Source organism: Fluviicola sp., from assembly GCF_039596355.1.
In the GTDB taxonomy this organism is placed as follows: Bacteria; Bacteroidota; Bacteroidia; order Flavobacteriales_D; family Crocinitomicaceae; genus Fluviicola.
Map to the genome: position 1 here is coordinate 1125054 of NZ_JBCNJW010000001.1, position 16050 is coordinate 1141103.

General features: G+C 44.4%; 22 protein-coding genes. 3 read left to right on the top strand and 19 right to left on the bottom strand.

The window, feature by feature from the left end; all coding sequences use genetic code 11:
* Positions 1–66 precede the first annotated feature (66 nt).
* The 14 genes from ABDV94_RS04765 to ABDV94_RS04830 all read right to left on the bottom strand — a co-directional run bounded on the left by ABDV94_RS04765 (position 67) and on the right by ABDV94_RS04830 (position 9478).
* Positions 67–531: a hypothetical protein gene (locus tag ABDV94_RS04765; protein ID WP_343605224.1), complete on the bottom strand. Its 465-nt coding sequence runs from the start codon at positions 529–531 to the stop codon at positions 67–69.
* A 103-nt stretch (positions 532–634) separates the two neighbouring features.
* Positions 635–1174: a hypothetical protein gene (locus ABDV94_RS04770; protein ID WP_343605225.1), complete on the bottom strand. Its 540-nt coding sequence runs from the start codon at positions 1172–1174 to the stop codon at positions 635–637.
* On the bottom strand, positions 1171–1467 hold the full coding sequence (locus ABDV94_RS04775) for a hypothetical protein (RefSeq protein WP_343605226.1): 297 nt from the start codon (positions 1465–1467) through the stop codon (positions 1171–1173). Before ABDV94_RS04775 ends, ABDV94_RS04770 begins: the two co-directional genes overlap by 4 nt.
* Positions 1468–1566: 99 nt before the next feature.
* Complete coding sequence (locus ABDV94_RS04780) at positions 1567–2169, bottom strand: hypothetical protein (RefSeq protein ID WP_343605228.1); 603 nt, start codon at positions 2167–2169, stop codon at positions 1567–1569.
* 136 nt (positions 2170–2305) lie between these two features.
* Entirely contained in the window at positions 2306–3058 is a 753-nt protein-coding gene (locus ABDV94_RS04785) for a VOC family protein (protein WP_343605230.1), read from the bottom strand.
* Between the two features lie 72 nt (positions 3059–3130).
* Positions 3131–3793 (bottom strand): DUF2947 family protein, encoded by a 663-nt coding sequence (locus ABDV94_RS04790; RefSeq protein ID WP_343605231.1) that lies wholly within the window; start codon positions 3791–3793, stop codon positions 3131–3133.
* On the bottom strand, positions 3790–4809 hold the full coding sequence (locus ABDV94_RS04795; protein WP_343605233.1) for an RNA ligase family protein: 1020 nt from the start codon (positions 4807–4809) through the stop codon (positions 3790–3792). Before ABDV94_RS04795 ends, ABDV94_RS04790 begins: the two co-directional genes overlap by 4 nt.
* A gap of 15 nt (positions 4810–4824) precedes the next feature.
* Entirely contained in the window at positions 4825–5244 is a 420-nt protein-coding gene (locus ABDV94_RS04800) for a hypothetical protein (protein WP_343605235.1), read from the bottom strand.
* 17 nt (positions 5245–5261) lie between these two features.
* The gene (locus tag ABDV94_RS04805; protein WP_343605236.1) at positions 5262–6110 is read right to left on the bottom strand and encodes a Sir2 family NAD-dependent protein deacetylase; all 849 of its coding nucleotides are present in this window, start codon (positions 6108–6110) and stop codon (positions 5262–5264) included.
* A 62-nt stretch (positions 6111–6172) separates the two neighbouring features.
* On the bottom strand, positions 6173–6580 hold the full coding sequence (locus ABDV94_RS04810) for a hypothetical protein (protein ID WP_343605238.1): 408 nt from the start codon (positions 6578–6580) through the stop codon (positions 6173–6175).
* An 81-nt stretch (positions 6581–6661) separates the two neighbouring features.
* Complete coding sequence (locus ABDV94_RS04815; protein ID WP_343605240.1) at positions 6662–7390, bottom strand: hypothetical protein; 729 nt, start codon at positions 7388–7390, stop codon at positions 6662–6664.
* Positions 7391–7438: 48 nt separating this feature from the next.
* On the bottom strand, positions 7439–8350 hold the full coding sequence (gene bla / locus ABDV94_RS04820) for a class A beta-lactamase, subclass A2 (RefSeq protein ID WP_343605241.1): 912 nt from the start codon (positions 8348–8350) through the stop codon (positions 7439–7441).
* Positions 8351–8393: 43 nt separating this feature from the next.
* Positions 8394–8930, bottom strand: coding sequence for a DUF4199 domain-containing protein (locus tag ABDV94_RS04825; protein WP_343605243.1), 537 nt, complete (start codon positions 8928–8930; stop codon positions 8394–8396).
* 77 nt (positions 8931–9007) lie between these two features.
* A complete protein-coding gene (locus tag ABDV94_RS04830; RefSeq protein WP_343605244.1) occupies positions 9008–9478 on the bottom strand; it encodes a LuxR C-terminal-related transcriptional regulator in 471 nt (156 codons plus the stop codon).
* A gap of 73 nt (positions 9479–9551) precedes the next feature.
* On the opposite strand from ABDV94_RS04830, the gene ABDV94_RS04835 reads away from it, so the two are divergent.
* From ABDV94_RS04835 to ABDV94_RS04845, 3 genes are all read left to right on the top strand, one after another.
* Positions 9552–10130, top strand: coding sequence for a Crp/Fnr family transcriptional regulator (locus ABDV94_RS04835; RefSeq protein WP_343605245.1), 579 nt, complete (start codon positions 9552–9554; stop codon positions 10128–10130).
* A 271-nt stretch (positions 10131–10401) separates the two neighbouring features.
* The gene (locus tag ABDV94_RS04840; protein ID WP_343605247.1) at positions 10402–10692 is read left to right on the top strand and encodes a putative quinol monooxygenase; all 291 of its coding nucleotides are present in this window, start codon (positions 10402–10404) and stop codon (positions 10690–10692) included.
* Positions 10693–10740: 48 nt separating this feature from the next.
* Positions 10741–11409, top strand: coding sequence for a type 1 glutamine amidotransferase domain-containing protein (locus tag ABDV94_RS04845; RefSeq protein WP_343605249.1), 669 nt, complete (start codon positions 10741–10743; stop codon positions 11407–11409).
* Between the two features lie 66 nt (positions 11410–11475).
* On the opposite strand, the gene ABDV94_RS04850 is transcribed toward ABDV94_RS04845, so the two are convergent.
* The 5 genes from ABDV94_RS04850 to ABDV94_RS04870 form a co-directional block, all read right to left on the bottom strand.
* Entirely contained in the window at positions 11476–11802 is a 327-nt protein-coding gene (locus ABDV94_RS04850) for a multidrug efflux SMR transporter (protein ID WP_343605250.1), read from the bottom strand.
* 110 nt (positions 11803–11912) lie between these two features.
* The gene (locus ABDV94_RS04855) at positions 11913–12473 is read right to left on the bottom strand and encodes a Crp/Fnr family transcriptional regulator (RefSeq protein ID WP_343605357.1); all 561 of its coding nucleotides are present in this window, start codon (positions 12471–12473) and stop codon (positions 11913–11915) included.
* Positions 12474–12685: 212 nt separating this feature from the next.
* The gene (locus ABDV94_RS04860; RefSeq protein ID WP_343605251.1) at positions 12686–13222 is read right to left on the bottom strand and encodes a helix-turn-helix domain-containing protein; all 537 of its coding nucleotides are present in this window, start codon (positions 13220–13222) and stop codon (positions 12686–12688) included.
* 26 nt (positions 13223–13248) lie between these two features.
* On the bottom strand, positions 13249–14589 hold the full coding sequence (locus ABDV94_RS04865; protein ID WP_343605252.1) for a phenylacetate--CoA ligase: 1341 nt from the start codon (positions 14587–14589) through the stop codon (positions 13249–13251).
* Between the two features lie 81 nt (positions 14590–14670).
* Entirely contained in the window at positions 14671–16047 is a 1377-nt protein-coding gene (locus ABDV94_RS04870) for an MFS transporter (protein ID WP_343605254.1), read from the bottom strand.
* Positions 16048–16050 lie beyond the last annotated feature (3 nt).

The window sequence follows — 16050 nt, forward strand, 5'->3', positions numbered from 1 at the left end:
TTTTGAAATGAAACCACAAGATACTTATTTCTGTTTTTAAACGTGTGGAAACAGGATTGATCCCCCTTAATAATTTCCGAGAAGTATTGCGATTGTTGTAATCGGGAGTTCTTCGTTCGCAGTCCCAAGGCAGTCGGAATAACTGGTGGAATTTCCCTTGTAGACCTTTTTTCCGCTGATCGTCAGCATACAATCCGAATAGTTGGTTGAATTCCCGAAATACACCTTTCCGTTACTTATTGTGTACAAACAGTCGGAATAGCTCGTAGAATTTCCCTTGTAGATTTTATTTCCGCTAATGGTGTACAGGCAATCGGAGTAACTGGTGGAATTCCCACGGTAAATCTTATCTCCGCTCAGTGTAAAGGCGCAATCCGAATAACTGGTTGAGTTTCCGTGATAGATTTTCGACCCGCTGATGGTGAACAAACAATCGGAGTAACTCGTGGAGTTTCCTTTGTAAAGCTTGGTTTGTGCCTGAATTCCCGTAGATAACAGGAAAGTCATTATGAATAGTAAAAAGTGTTTCATTACGTATTTATTTGATATTGGACTTAAGCAAAAACCCTGCCTTTTTAAATTATTCTCTTTACCGCAAAGAAGCAAAGGGCGCAAAGCCATCTATAAAAGCGTCTTACCCCTGAAAATCGCCGCAATCGTGAACCTCGAAGCGTGGAACTGCTTGTGGTATGGTGAAATACCGGTTAATCCGTAAGTTGTCATTCCGTTGGATATTCCCCGTAATTTTCAACTCGTAGACAGGAACCGATTCGATCCATTGAAACTCAAATGTACACGCTTTGGTTTGGAATGTCATTCCTTCTTTCGTCACCGTTGATTTTAGAATCGGGAATGTTTCCACAATTTCCTTGTCACAGGCGTTTACCAGGCGAATCTGTTTGTTTTCAATCACAATATCGGCCACATCACAGGCATAGCAAAAACCCGTAAAATCGATTCCGTATTTTTCATAGACGTTTTTACTGTCTTTTTTGAGCAGTTCAAGCGCAACCAGTGTATCGGATTTTGTCTCGTTCTCCTGCGCAGGAGTTTCATCTCTTGATACGATGGCGGGCTGCTCGTCAGTTTGAGCTGGTTTTGCAGCTGTTTTTTCAGTATTCTGACTACATGCAGCGATGATGAAAATCAGCGCTAAAGGAACAATCTTTTTCATTTTTCAGATTCGTTTGTTTTTGCAGGTGTTTCGTCTTTCTTTTTGTCCAATTCGGGAGTTGCCATCACACGTGACATGTACCAGCTGGTTCCGTGGTTTCGTGCAACTCTGGTTGCCCACAAAATCCCGGTGACGAGTCCTGCCAACCCAATCAAAACAGCGATTACCAGGCCGGTAGATGTTGTATTGTTGACATAAACAATTACGCCGATCAACGAACCGATCAGTAACGGAGACAGCACAATCTGAATCCAGAAAACCAATCCGATTAAAAAATGAAATACTTTTTGCATCCGTGCGGGAATTGTACACAACTAAAATAGCTTTTCTCCCGCTGATTTCGCAGATAACACAGAAGTTTTTGGTTAATTACCTAAAAACAAAAAAGGAATCTACTGACTGGTCAACAACTTGTAAAACTCCTGATTTCTCACGGCTATGCGAAAACGATCGATTAAGGGCTTGTCCTTGTCTGCTGCAAGGGGTGAAAACGTTTGCATGTAAATGAGCCGAACGGTATCGTAAGGAATTCCATAGGGCTTTTCGCTAAACCCCACATTCAGATACAACTCTTCTGAAAGCGTCCAGTCTACGGTATCGATACTGGTCATGGATTCCAGGCACGAATCAATATCGCGTTTAATCCGTTCTTTTCCCAAAGCCTGAATGTAATACTTCATGCGTAAGATATCCATCCCATAATCCAGATAGAAAGTCATGCTGTTTAGCTCGTTAGCTGCTTCCAAATATTCTCCTTTGGCTGCCCGGATTTTTGTTCGGTTAGCAGTAATTGTCCAACGGGCCTCAATCCAGGCAAGACCGCAAAATCCATAATCGGCAGAATCGGCAGAATCGGCTTTATCCAGCAATTTGGAGGCTTTTTTGTAGTTTCCTTTTTCGATTTGTTTTTCTGCCTGATCAATGAACTTGTAGCCTTCTTGTGAAAATGAGATAAAGCACGACAGGACGAGGGCACAAAATATGATTGGTTTCATGTAGTTTTTCTTTTTAATGTTCTCCCGCAAATTCCGCCGATTTATATCGCGTGACTTATTCGAATCATCAGAATTCTTATCGAGAAGTACTCTTAAGATGTCGTTGATTCCAACATTCCATAAACTTATTTTGTACTTACCAACCGTGTTTCTTTTCAATCAAATCCCACAGGTTCCCGTACAAATCTGCGAAAATAGCGACTTTTCCCCAAGGCTGTTCCAGCGGTTCCTGGATGATTTTTACCCCGTTTTCACGCAGGCGGTTAAAGTAGCGTTCGATGTTGTCCGTATACAGGAAAAATCCGACTTTCCCACCTGCCTGGTTTCCAATCCCTGCCAGTTCTGCTTCCGTTTTGGCTTTCACAAAGACGATCCGCGTTGCCAGGTGATGCGTCAAAGGTGCAACCACGATCCAGCGCTTCGTTTCCGTAAGTTGTGTGTCTTCTTCGAGGTAGAACCCGAGTTTTTCCGTGTAGAAAATCAGTGCTTCATCGTAATCTGCAACCAAAAGCGCTACCTGCGCCAGGCGCTGGCTGGTAATTGCTTTATTCTCCGGATGAAACCATTCATTGGCAAATTTGTTTTTTGCTTCCGTCGCATCAAAGTGCTCATCACACAGGATCTTTTCCCAGCCATCGATCTGAACATGTCGACCGCTTTTCCCGCATTTCTGGCACATTTTCCGGCTGATAAATCCCACTGTGTTGACCAGGTTGGAAAACACTTTGTCGTCGCCGTCGTAGTAAACACGGAGTTCCGCGTATTTGTCCCACACTTCCCGAATGACGATTCCGTCCGGCTTTCCGTCGAAAATAATCTCTACGAGATTGATCCAGCCTTCCCAGTCATTTCGGCGGAATAATGCGATTGTTTCTTCTTTTGTTATCATGTTTTAGTTCTTTGTTCTGTTGAATTTTTTCGGGATTTGTTACGTCTTTTTTCTGGACGTAATTCCGCAATATTACGTCCTCAGTTTATTTTGGAAACTACCCAGAAAATCACGTCTTTCTCCAATACGTACATATCCGTGTTCTTCAAAAATGACCACTTTCGCATCGTTCACATTCACCAATACATCTCCATAAGAGTGAAAAAGCAAAGGATGACTGTATTTCAAAAACAATTCCCAGGTCATTTGGAATCCGGAATACCTGCCAAAAAACAAATACACCACATCTTCCGGGTTCCAGTTCAGGTATGGATTCAAAAAGTCTCCAAGTCCCCGAAGTTGATTCTCATCGCTGTCGGTTTCCCAATTATAACCTTTTACCCGTTCCACTTTCCGGATTTTCCAATGCTGTTCCACATCAGAACGCATCAGGTGATCACTTTCTTCCGTCACAAATTTGCTCCACAATTGCCGGCAGTAATTTGGGGTGAGCATCTTCAATTGTCCCAAATCTTCCTCCTCAACCGGGCGAAATTTCCAGTACCAGTGATTTTTCCATGATTTCGGGTCTACATATTCACGCGCTTCTTCCTCCTGATGTTTTTGCTCCTGCAATTGATGCCAGGCCGCTATCGCCTTGTCGGGAAATTCGAACTCCTCAATCAGCTCTTTTGCTTCCGACAATCCAATTCCCAAAGTATTTCGTACCTGTTTGATGAATTCAATTGCACTCATTTGTTCAGTAAATCCAGTACTTGTACCTCTATTCTCCTGCGCAGCCAATCCTGTTGTTCTGAAGTCAAATCAGATAATAACCCGTTGTTGTTTTCATCAAAATCCGTCCAGACATCGTTTGCAACTTCTTCCCGGAGTTGCTGCATGCGCACTTCATTTTCCCGGTCTATTTTCCCGGTTTTGGAGACGGCACTTTGCAAGCGGTTCTCATTGATGTAGGTACTCAATTCTTCCAGAATGAAAGACAATTCTTCCGATCTCGATTGAATTTTCCTGGTGAACGACCATTTCTCCGATTCGTGGAATTTCTTTTCCTCGTCAAACTCCGGGTTTTTCATCTTGACCACCGGCCGGAAATCCAAACTTTGTAAATGCTGATGATGAAGCGGTTTAATCACCACTCCTTCGATCAGATTGTGCTCCAGTTCAGGCAGATTTAGCTGAGCGGGAATCCCGGAATTGATGCGGATATTGAAATCCTGCACTTCATTCAGCTTCCCGATCATCACTGGTTTTGCATACAGGATTCCGGATTTTTCGAAGTAATCCATTGCCTTGTCATAGTCCAGATAAGACTTCTCCCCATTCAGTTCATAAGCCAGATCAAACGCACAAAAATCCACCGAAGGAGCATAGTAAATGCCCGTTTGAATGGCTTCCACATATTCATCTTTCGGAACATCCGGGTGTGGGTATTCTCCACCGAACAGTTCTCCGTACAGGATGTATTTAGCTGCCGGAACGTCCAGACTCAATTGCTCGAATAACTGCAAAACGGCGTCTTCCCGTTCATTTACTACCTGCTGAAATCCGAAAAAGTCGTCCTCCCAGCTCAGGTAATCTTTTCGCTTTGCAAACAGCAACTTGCGGTCCTCGTATACAAAACTGAAATTGGCGCCGTGAACCTTTTCGGTCACCACCCATTTCACCTTATTCACTTCATTCATGGCCTTTTCGCTTAATCCCAGTTTGGAGAAAGCTTTCGGCATTTTTTCGTATTCTGAATTCTTTTTCATATTGTTTTGAAGCACTTAGCTTCTCATCCGTTTAGTTTGAAGCCGTCTTTCTACTTCAGCTTCCATTTCGCTTACATCATAACCCAATTCGGTCAAATAAGTCATTCCGTTTTGAATTTCCAGTTTGTTTGTTCCGTTCCATCCTTGTTCGATTCCCAATTCGATCAAACGACGGATATATCCCGGTTCGTTCAGGTTTACCCATTCCTCGGAATTGGTCGGTTTGTGGAGCAATCGTACATTTTTGTTCAGGCGCTGGCCCACACGGTAATCTTCTTCGGTCAAAAAGCAAATGATCAGCGGAGTTCGCTTCACTCCCTTCAAAAACACTTTTACCGTTAGCGTATTCAGTCCCGTTTCAGGATCGTATTTGTCTGAAACGCGGTAGATATATTCCGCCTGGTTTACCACTATTTTCCGAATGTCTCCTTTCATCTGCTTCCCGAATACATCTATTCATCGATTCCCTGTTCTTCAAAATTAGTGTGTTTTCGAATCAACTCTAAAACAACGGTCAATACTTCACTCGTTTTCTTGCGGATAATGATCTTGCGTTTATTCTTCTGAATCAATGCGGTGAACTGATTGTCTTCAATGTTTACATCAATAATAAATGCTCCGTATTTCAGAGCCGTTTCCGTAATCGCAAGTGGCAGAGAAGTCGCTCCCGAAGTTCCCAGGATAAACAACACCCCGCTGTTCTTTGCAGCTTTCAGAGCACTGAATTTCTTATGCGTTTTCTCATCATAATACTCATCGAACCACAACACATTCGGACGCATCCATGCTCCGCAAGCAGGGCATTTCAACAAAGCTTTCTCCGGTTCCGTCAATGCGTCATCCAGCGTTTTAACAGCAACGGCTTCCGGTAAAGGCAAAATTCCTTTACATCCTACGCCGCATTTCATTTCACGGATATTCCCGTGGATTTCGTACATCTTTCGACTTCCGGCCCGGTAATGCAGTCCGTCAATATTCTGCCTGATGAGCTGAAAACGATCCTGCAATAACGTTTCAATTTCCGCCAGTGCATGGTGACTCGGGTTCGGATTTGCTTCCGCAAACATTTTCTTGCGGTAGAGCGTGTAAATCCACACTTCTTCCGGTTCTTCCAGGAAGTGTTTGAAGGTTCCGAATTCCTCCGGGCGGTAATTTTTCGTGCCTTTGATCCAAATCCCGTCACTTCCCCTGTAGGTTGGGATGCCGCTTTCGGCAGACAGTCCGGCTCCGGTCAGGAAGGTAAACAGGTTCCGGTGTTTCCTGGAAATGATTTCGGTGATGATGTGTTCTAATTCGTCCATTTGTTTGTTCAGCAGGTCTTTTCGCCCTCTGAAATTACTGTTTTTTGTTCATAGTTCCAGCTTTACGGCACTTTGACCATTTCCAGGTCGCCATCCCAGTCATCCGGATCTTTGTATTTGAGAACCAATTTCTCCCCGGTTTCAAATTCCAGCGTGATTTCACTGTCTTTGCATTGTACCGACCGGATCATTTTTCCTTCCACATCGAATTTCGCGGCATAGTTCCGGTGAACCGAAGTTTCATCTTCCGGCTCAATCTCACCCCAGTTTTCCCATACGCCGATGCAGACATCCAGGTAGTACTGCGACCAGCTGATTCCTTCCATTTTGATGTAGATCAGGATTGGGCCACGCCCGGGGTTTTCCGGGTCTTCCACCCCAATCAGTTGTTCGAGTTTTTTTCCTTTCGCACTTTTGACATTGAAAGTGAGATCCTGGAACATGCGTCCGGCTGCGTTTTTGTGTGTCATTGATTGGTTGTTTTGTGTTCAAAAGCCAGTAAAAACGGACTTTTTACACCATTTTATAAATTTGTGGTGAAACGGGAGCTTTCATGAGACATATTTACTCCCGGCATCATACCCCTCAACCACCCGGATCATTTCATCCAGTTGTTTTCTCCCGAAATTCGGAATCCCGCTGTAATTGGCAATTTTCACATAGGAATCAACATCCTGATTGCTTTTGATTTTTTTGAGTTCTTCTTTCAATCCTTCCAATTCCTTTTTACCTTCCAGCTGCACATACAAATTCGTATATACCTTATAACTGTCGACGTTCAATTGATTAAAATGTGCCGAAAACAGCGCCAGGTAATGATTGAAATATCCTTTCGGGTACTTTTCTTCCAGGGTTTCTGCAACCGCATAATCAAACCGAAAACGAACTTCGGCTGCCAAACATTCAACGATCCGGTCCGGAAGAAACAATACAAAATGCTTCAATTTCGTGCCTTTGAGCGAATCGTTTACGACGACCTTATCCGAAGGAAAATCACTTTTCCAGGTCGAATTGGGCAATTCATAAAACGCTCCCCAGGACAATTGATCGCTTTTGAACCGGAATGCACCGTTTTCATATTCCTCCCGGTTCATCGAAACAATCCGGTAGGCATACACTTCCGAAAAAGCACAAACTCCCTTGTCGCCATCATCAATGTGCGGAAAGGAATCGGCATCCAGTTCAAAAGTCAAGGTAAGCGTTTCATCCGTTACCGAAACCGGAACCTCTGTAACTTGCGGGGCAATCTGCCAATTCTTATTTAGTTTCGTGTATTTCATTCGTTTGTTTGTCCGCGATTTCTGTTGTAAGTTTCGGAATCAACGTTTTCAGTTGACGGAATAATGATCGTATACCGCTTTGGCCAATTCAGCGATCAATTTCCGGGTATCGTCATAGCCTTCCGAAGATTTGGAGACAAAAACCGACAAAGCCACATGTGTTCCGTCGGGAAGTGTGATCACCCCTACATCGTTACACGCATCGTAAACTCCGTTCCGGCTGTCTGAAGTACCGGTTTTATGAGCTACCAGCGTACCTTCCGGAATCAATGCCTTGATTCTTCCCGGATCATTCGTCGATTCGATCATTAAGTTCATCAAAAACAGGTTGCTGGAATCTGACAAGTACTTTTTCTGTTGGAAACCTTCCAGTAGGCGCGCCATTTCCAGCGGGGTACTCCAATTCGTGTATTGAATTTTCCAATCGCTGTGCATCTCGTGTTCCGTAGCAACAATTTCCATGTTTTTAATCCCGATCTGATGAATGAACTGATTGACCGGCTTGGTTCCTTTCGCCAGCTGAAACAGGATATCACAGGCAATGTTATCGCTTTTCGAAACAGAATAATCCAGTAATTCTGCCACCGTTAAATCAACATTCCCTTCAGGATATTTCTTCTTTAACGGACTCCAGGTTTCATCCAGTAAGTCTGCTTTAGTGACGTGATAAACCTGGTTCAAGCGCAGTTTCCCCTGATCAATTTGGTTCATTACAGCCAATGCCTGGGGAAATTTGTAAACGCTCTGCATCGGAAAGTGGACTTCGTTGTTTAAAGTCACCGTATCTCCGCTTTCAATATGGATCACTCCCACTCCAACCGTTGCCTTGTATTTCGATGCAATCGTGTGAAGTACCGTGCGCAGTTCCTTGTTTTGTACCGGTGTTTGGGCATGCACATTGTTCCGGTTTAAACCAACCTGAAGCAGTAACACCAGCAAAAGCAATCCGTTTCGATTCATCCCGCATGAAATAATGACAACACCAAATTAGGCAGAATTTTAATTAATTCGCGTGATTCGCTTTCGGAACTTTCCGCTTCATTACCAAAGCAGTAATCAGGGTAAACAAAATTCCCATCGGGAGAATTTCCATGTAAGTCACCGCGGCATTGAAAAACGGGTTCTGGTAACTAATCATAAATTCCTGCATTTCGCGATCCTGCTTCGCAATTTCCACTGCACTTGCTCCGCTTGCCACCAGTTCCTGGTGCATGCAGTTCGAATAATACTCCATAAAATCAGTTCCTACACCGAAGAAATAAATCAGCCAGGTAAGTACATAAATGGTAGAACCGATCAAGGCAATCAGAAGCCCGACGGTAAATGCCCTTCCAAAAGTAATCACTCCGCCGTTGTACTTATCCCGGTAGTTTTTCACTCCGACCACCAAAAAGATATTCGCAATAATCATCGAGGTATAGCCGAGTACCATCCCGAGAGTCATGTGCATGTTTTTCGGCAGCACAGTCATCGCAATCAATACCCAAATCACCGAAATCAAACCGGAAATTGTTCCGTAAACCAATACATTTCTTTTCATCTTCTTTGTTTTTAAATTTGAGCAAAAGTGCTGTTTGACTGGCGTTTCCCGTTCATACTTTCGGGTGATTTTCCGTTTTAGAGCGGAATAATTCCCAAACGCTTGGCAGATTCCACCGCTTGCGTGCGGCGTTTGACGTCCAGTTTTTCAAACAACCTCGAACAATGGGTTTTGATCGTATTGGGCGACACGAACAGGTGTTCAGCCATTTCATGGTTGCTCAATCCGCGGGCGATGAGTTCAAGGACTTCCAATTCCCTGCGGCTCAATCCCAATTGTTCAATAACGGCTTCGTTGCGTTCAAACGTTTCCGTATTGCCCACATACACTGTTTTTTCGACCAGCACCGTCTGGGGTTTCGTCAGATGGCGTGCAAGCCAGATTCCGAGTACGGTGAATACAACTGCAATCGCTCCGGCATACAATTCGGTAGCATGATCAATCAGCAGCAAACGGAATTCGAGCCAGCGCATGAGAAACAACAATCCGGCGAGTGAGATCCCGTAAAGCAAAATGAGTTTGTATGAACCGAATAATTTCCGAAGCATGAACCTGATTGAGAAGCAAAGATACGGAAATCATCTCTGCTCATTCGAACAGATAATTCGCTATTTTAGTCAGATGCAAACTGTTCCCGTAGACGCTATTTTCAAAGAAGTGGTTCTTTCTGCTTCAGAACAGGAAGTGATCGGATCCACATTCGAAGAAATCCCTGTGAAGAAAGGCGATATTTTATTACACGCCGGACAATCCGTTCCTGCACAGTATTACGTTTTCAGCGGATGCCTGCGGACATTTTACCTCACAGAAGCGGGAAAAGACATTACGCTGCAGTTTGCGGTTTCAGATTGGTGGATCAGTGATTACACCGCCTTTTTTACCGGAGGAAAGGCTTTGTTGAACATCGAATGCGTTCAAAATGCCGTGGTATACAGGATCACCCGGGAAAACATGGAGGATTTGTATTCGAAAATTCCATCGGTTGAATCCTTTTTCCGGGTCAAAATGGAACGGTTTTTTGCCAGTTTTCAGAAGCGCATCCTGTCTGATCTTGCTATGACCGCCAAAGAAAAATACCTGACCTTTTTGAAGACTTACCCGAATATTGAAGCGAATATCAAGAATTATCACCTGGCTTCGTATTTGGGAATTACGCCTGAAAGTCTGAGCAGACTGCGCGCAGAACTCGCGTATGAGTAAGCAATCCACGTAAACGTTATCGTTTATTAGATCCGCGGATTACTACACGCTATTTACGCGAGACGACTCTTCAGAAGTAGGCAAGCAATTAATTTGTGTAACTTGTCCCGACACTATATTCGTCGGGATTTGCGGGAGAATCACCTTACAACTGACCCAAATGGAAATACTTTTTGTAAAAACAGCACCACTTTCATCCGAAATTACCATAGATCAATTTTTTTAAGCCAGAACATCCGGAGATTTGTGTCATAGATTTAAACACACAATCATGGAAAAAACACTCATCGTCAAATGGAAGATCAGGGAAGACAAACTAGCCGATGTCCTGAAATTTCTCCCCGAACTGGCAGCGCAGACTCAACAAGAACCCGGAAACAAGTTGTATGCGGTTTATCAATCAGAGCAGAATCCCGGGGAACTCATCCTTCACGAAACATACGCCGACGAACTGGCTGTGGAAGCTCACAGAAATTCGGAACATTATCAGCGAATAGTTGTCAACGAAATCATCCCTCATCTTGAAACACGGGAAATCGTTTGGGTCAAACAACTCTTCTAACAACAAGGAATGAATCATTCACAATAACACAATCAAACATTCAAGATCATGAAAAAAGTTTTAATTATCGTATCAAATGCAAATGCCATCGGGCCAAACAACAGAAGAACAGGAACCTTTTTACCCGAAGTGGCACACCCTTATGCCGAATTTGAAAAAGCAAACTATCACATAGACTTCGCCAGTTTAACAGGCGACACGCCCTACCTCGATGCATTGAACCTGGCGGATGATCCGGATAACCTCGCATTCCTGACAGGTAAAGGCTGGGCAGACATGCAGCAGGCAGTAAAACTTTCAGAAGTAAACACCGGAGCATACGACGCAGTATTTATTCCCGGGGGACTCGCTCCGATGGTCGATATGCCGGAAAATCCGCTGTTGAAAGACACAATCCGTGAAACGTATGAACGCAATGCAGTGGTCGGAGCGGTTTGTCACGGACCGGTTTCCCTGCTGAATGTGCGCTTAAGCGACGGCACTTACCTGGTCAACGGTAAAAACATCGCGTCATTTACCAACGAGGAAGAAGAACATTATGCAAAACCGGATGTTCCATTCGAACTGGAAACTGCCTTGGTGAATCAGGGAGCTATCTTCCATGGAGTTGCACCATGGGGAGCAAACAGTATCGCCGACGGTAACCTGGTAACGGGGCAAAATCCGGCTTCTGCGAAAGGAGTTGCTGAAAAAATGATTGCTATCCTGGAAGCCTGAATCCGGAACCTCTTTTTGAAATCGGGCCCAAAAGCCCGATTTTTTTTATTGGATCGAATTGGTTTCCTAATGTGACACTGCTTTCAGCCCAACGATGGAACCGATGAGCGTCACGATGAAAAACAGTTTCCAGAAACTAACCGGTTCCTTGAACACGAAGATTCCGATCAAAACGGTTCCCACTGCACCGATTCCTGTCCAAACGGCATAAGCCGTTCCGATCGGCAGTGTCTGAATGGCTTTCATCAACAACAGCATGCTGACGATAATCGACACGAAGAAGCCCATATACCACCAGTACACCGCATTTCCTGCAGCCACTTTTGCTTTTTCCAGGCACGATGCAAATGCCACTTCAAATAATCCCGCGATAATCAAAATAATCCAATTCATCTGTATGTTTTTTCAGATCACAAAGTTCTGAAAGAGATTTCCGGGAGCCTTTTACAAATGATAAAAAAATGATCGTTCGGGGTTCGACTCCGCTCACTCCTCTAAGATTATTAGACTTTTGCGCGGATCCGGCTCAAACTGACCTGGGTGATTCCCAAGTAGGAGGCAATGTAACCAAGCTGTACTCTTTTGAGCAAATCGGGATTGGTTTCGATCAGTGCGGCGTAACGTTCCTGAGCTGTCCGGAACTGGCGTGAAATCAATCGCTCTTCGGTGCGGATCAATTCCCTTTCGGCAAAACGTCGCCCCCAGTTGGCGATGTGGATATCTGTCTGGAACAAGCTTTTCAAATCGCTCATTTTCAATTTCAGTAATTCGCAATCTTCGAGTAATTCAATGTCTTCATAGCCGGGCAAACCTTCCACGTAGCTTCTCATGGAGATCACAGCCTGACCTTCCGATCCGAACCAAAAAGTGATTTCGTTGTCGTTTTGATAGGCATAAGCCCTCACGATTCCCTTCCGGATGAAATAGATACCGGACTCCACTTTATTGGCGCGCAGGAGAATAAATCCCTTTGGAAAGTGCACTTCAGTCAATTTTGACTTCAATAATTCTTTTGATTCCTCCGGGAGTTTCGCTATTTCATCCAATATCTGATCCGCATTCATTGTCCGGCTTTCACTTGTGATCACGGACTAAAAATACGCTTTGTCGGGAAATAATTGATTTCGATTTTTTTATTTGTAGAGATAGTTCAATAGTTCAATTCAAAAATCTTTTCAATTTTCACTTCTCAATTCTCAATTACAATACTGAGCGACCTGTAGTGAGCACTTGCGATGAGTTTGTCGAACTAAGTCGAAGTATCAATTTTACATTTTCAATTATTCATGTATTTCCGTTGAATCAACCCAATCAACTCCCTGGTCATCTGTTCGTCTTTTCTTCCGCTTGCATAGTGTTTCCACAACGCGTCGATGAGCATCAGGAGCAGTTCTGCTTCCAATTCGGGATCGGTGTAGTTCAACTCCGAAAAAGCATGTTTTAAGTGGTCTTCGCAAGGAGTGATGAATGCCCGGTGGTATTTCTTCGACAACTGGTTCAGGGACAGGATATTGTACTGCATCTTCCAGAAAGCCCGGTGACTGTTGACCAAAATGACCGGAAGTTCTACAATTTTCAGAATGTATTTGAGTGCATCAGGTTCCTGAAGATATTCCAGCGTTTTCTTCGATGCCTGCTGGTATTCCGAACGCAGAATTTCGTCCAGCAGGTTGTCTTTCGTGCCGAAATATTTAAAAATCAGCGCTTCGGAAACGTCCGCATGGATGGCGATGGACTTCGTGGTCGTACTTTTCACCCCCTTCTCCGTAAACAGTTCCAGGGATGAATCAAGTATGAGTTGTTTTTTTGTCACGTGTGAAATCGACTAAGTGAAACGAATTATTTGGATCGCAGGTCTAAAATCCGGCTCAGTTTTCCGCCTTCACTTCGGGGAATGATTCCCGGTGAAGCCAGGTTTACTTTCATCGACAAACCGATTTCGTCTTTGATCTTTTTCGTCAGCATTTTATGCGCCTGCTGAATTTTTTCGTGCTGCAACACGTCTTCGAGCGAGGTTTCTTTTAGAAGTCCCTTGTACAATTCCGGGTTGATTTCGATGTTTACTTCCACCGAATCCATTGTTCCTTCGCGCTTCACCACCAGCTGGTAATTCGAACTGAAATCCGTGGAATGCTCCAAAACGGCTTCCACTTGCGTGTGAAACAGGTTCACTCCGCGAATGATCAGCATTTCGTCCGAACGGCCCAAAATCGGCCCCATTTTCACATGAGTTCGTTTCGCGCTTTTATCGTAGTACAAACTCGCAATGTCATTCGTCCAGTAACGCATCATCGGCATGGCTTCTTTGGTCAGCGTAGTGAAGACCAACACCCCGGTTTGACCTTCAGGCACAGGTTCTCCGGTGTCTTTATCCACGATTTCAGGGTAGAAATGATCTTCCCAAACGTAGCTTCCGGTTCCCTTTTCTTCAAAATCTTCCTGGGAAACTCCCGGCCCGATGATCTCCGAAAGTCCGTAGATATTCGTCGCCGTTACCCCTAACTTGGCTTCCACTTCTGCCCGCACACTTTCAGTCCAGGGTTCAGCACCCAAAACGGCATATTTCAGATTCAGGCTTTTCAAATCAATGCCTTTCTTTTCGATCATTTCAGCAATGGTGAGCGCATAGGAAGGCGTACAGCAAATGGCTTCGCTCTGGAAGTCCTGCAATAACATGATTTGCTTTTCAGTTCCACCTCCTGAAATCGGGATTACGGTCATTTCGAGTTTTTCAGCTCCATAATGCAACCCCAAACCTCCGGTAAACAAGCCATAACCGTATGCGTTCTGCATTTTCATTCCTTTCTGACAACCGGCAGCCGTCAACGAACGTGCAATCACTTCAGAGAAAATATCGATGTCTTTTTTGGTGTAACCGACTACAATCGGTTTTCCGGTAGTTCCGCTGGAACAATGCAGGCGAACGGTATCTGAAACCGGAACCGTAAACAATCCGAAAGGGTAATTTTCCCGCAAAGCATCTTTCTTCGTGAAAGGAAGTTTATGCAGATCGTGCACCGTCCGGATATCTGAAGGCTTCAACCCTCTTTCATCGAATTGCTGTTTGTAGAACGGCACGGTGTTGTAAATCATCTGAACCTGGTGCTGTAACCGTTCGTTTTGAAGTTTGCGCAGTTTGTCGATCGGTAAGGTTTCGATGTCTTTGTTAAAGTACGTCATGTTTTTGTTTTTCTGTTATCATTCCAATCCGGTGGCAGGATTTCGGTTTGTCATCCCGCCAACCGGATTTTGTTTCCTTTTTTATTCTTCAGCCAGGTCGATGTGATTTGTTTCCCGGATGGAAATGCTGTTCACCACAATTGCGATGACAATCAGGATCATCGGGTAAATCAAGCCGATGTACGGAGAAAGTGCCGCACTCACAACAATTGTTTTCTTCAGGAATTCCGTGATGAACGTAGTTGATCCTCCCAATACTCCGTTACTCATATTGTAGGCAAATCCCATACTCGTGTAGCGGATTTTCGTCGGGAAAATTTCCAGCATGAATGCACCCAGCGGACCGTAAGTTGCCGCTCCCGCAATGCTCAGCAACAAACTGATTCCGATCAATTGAATCGTGACTCCAGCACTGACTTCGTGCACCTCTTTCAAATGCTGCGGATTCCCGATTTCCATAAACAGGTAGAATGAAAGCGGAATCAGAATTGCACTGGCAATCAAACCGCTCAACAAGACCTTTTTACGCCCGATGCGGTCGCTCAATGCCCCGAAATACTGATAAAACGGCGTACTGCAAATCGTGGTCACTCCCATAATCAGCAAAACAGTTGTTTCCGGAAGCATCACTGCACGCTGCATGAAGAACAAAGTCACGAATAAACTCGTCTGCATAATGGTACTTTGTGCCGCATTGACACCAAAAATCGCTTTCAGCATCAGTTTGATGTTTCCTTTTTCCTTAAATGCGTCTTTGATCGGTGTTTTACTCGTTTTTCCTTCTTTCTTCAATTGGCTGAAAACCGGGCTTTCATGCAGTTTTTTACGTGCAATGTAACTCAGGGCAACCAATACGGCGCTAAACAGGAAGGGAATCCGCCAGCCGTAGCTGATAAAGCTTTCCGGAGTCATACTGCTTTTAGTGACATACACTACGAGCAAACAGATGATCAATCCGACAGGAACGGTTGCCTGAATGAACCCGGTATAGAATCCGCGTTTGTGTTTCGGAGCGTGTTCTGCTACATAAATCGTTGCTCCCGCATATTCCCCGCTGATTGCTAATCCCTGCATCAAACGGAAAAGCAGCAATAGCACAGGCGCAAACCACCCGATGGTTTCAAAAGATGGAATACACCCGATCAGGAACGTAGCGGCTCCCATCAGTAAGAGGGAAACCAGGAAGGAATATTTTCGCCCTACTTTGTCACCGATATTCCCGAACAGCAGGGAACCGATCGGACGGATTAAGTAAGACGAACCAACCACGGCAAGGGTTTCCAGGAATTTGGAATCTCCCGGAGGAAATAATTTCTCAGATAAAACGCTGGTTAGAATCAATGCCAGGAATAAGTCATACCACTCGATCAATGTTCCGGTGGCAGATGCCAGAATGACGAGGAAAAGACTGTTCTTTTCTTCCGGCTGAGCAGGTGTTGTTGTAGTTTGTGTTTCCATATT

Coding starts and splice junctions, on each gene's coding strand:
- ABDV94_RS04765 (WP_343605224.1), bottom strand. CDS start 531: ATGAAACACTTTTTACTATTCATAATGACTTTCCTGTTATCTACGGGA.
- ABDV94_RS04845 (WP_343605249.1), top strand. CDS start 10,741: ATGAAAAAAGTTTTAATTATCGTATCAAATGCAAATGCCATCGGGCCA.
- ABDV94_RS04805 (WP_343605236.1), bottom strand. CDS start 6,110: ATGGACGAATTAGAACACATCATCACCGAAATCATTTCCAGGAAACAC.
- ABDV94_RS04800 (WP_343605235.1), bottom strand. CDS start 5,244: ATGAAAGGAGACATTCGGAAAATAGTGGTAAACCAGGCGGAATATATC.
- ABDV94_RS04830 (WP_343605244.1), bottom strand. CDS start 9,478: ATGCTTCGGAAATTATTCGGTTCATACAAACTCATTTTGCTTTACGGG.
- ABDV94_RS04870 (WP_343605254.1), bottom strand. CDS start 16,047: ATGGAAACACAAACTACAACAACACCTGCTCAGCCGGAAGAAAAGAAC.
- ABDV94_RS04815 (WP_343605240.1), bottom strand. CDS start 7,390: ATGAAATACACGAAACTAAATAAGAATTGGCAGATTGCCCCGCAAGTT.
- ABDV94_RS04850 (WP_343605250.1), bottom strand. CDS start 11,802: ATGAATTGGATTATTTTGATTATCGCGGGATTATTTGAAGTGGCATTT.
- bla (WP_343605241.1), bottom strand. CDS start 8,350: ATGAATCGAAACGGATTGCTTTTGCTGGTGTTACTGCTTCAGGTTGGT.
- ABDV94_RS04865 (WP_343605252.1), bottom strand. CDS start 14,589: ATGACGTACTTTAACAAAGACATCGAAACCTTACCGATCGACAAACTG.
- ABDV94_RS04825 (WP_343605243.1), bottom strand. CDS start 8,930: ATGAAAAGAAATGTATTGGTTTACGGAACAATTTCCGGTTTGATTTCG.
- ABDV94_RS04770 (WP_343605225.1), bottom strand. CDS start 1,174: ATGAAAAAGATTGTTCCTTTAGCGCTGATTTTCATCATCGCTGCATGT.
- ABDV94_RS04855 (WP_343605357.1), bottom strand. CDS start 12,473: ATGAATGCGGATCAGATATTGGATGAAATAGCGAAACTCCCGGAGGAA.
- ABDV94_RS04790 (WP_343605231.1), bottom strand. CDS start 3,793: ATGAGTGCAATTGAATTCATCAAACAGGTACGAAATACTTTGGGAATT.
- ABDV94_RS04810 (WP_343605238.1), bottom strand. CDS start 6,580: ATGACACACAAAAACGCAGCCGGACGCATGTTCCAGGATCTCACTTTC.
- ABDV94_RS04780 (WP_343605228.1), bottom strand. CDS start 2,169: ATGAAACCAATCATATTTTGTGCCCTCGTCCTGTCGTGCTTTATCTCA.
- ABDV94_RS04775 (WP_343605226.1), bottom strand. CDS start 1,467: ATGCAAAAAGTATTTCATTTTTTAATCGGATTGGTTTTCTGGATTCAG.
- ABDV94_RS04795 (WP_343605233.1), bottom strand. CDS start 4,809: ATGAAAAAGAATTCAGAATACGAAAAAATGCCGAAAGCTTTCTCCAAA.
- ABDV94_RS04840 (WP_343605247.1), top strand. CDS start 10,402: ATGGAAAAAACACTCATCGTCAAATGGAAGATCAGGGAAGACAAACTA.
- ABDV94_RS04835 (WP_343605245.1), top strand. CDS start 9,552: ATGCAAACTGTTCCCGTAGACGCTATTTTCAAAGAAGTGGTTCTTTCT.
- ABDV94_RS04785 (WP_343605230.1), bottom strand. CDS start 3,058: ATGATAACAAAAGAAGAAACAATCGCATTATTCCGCCGAAATGACTGG.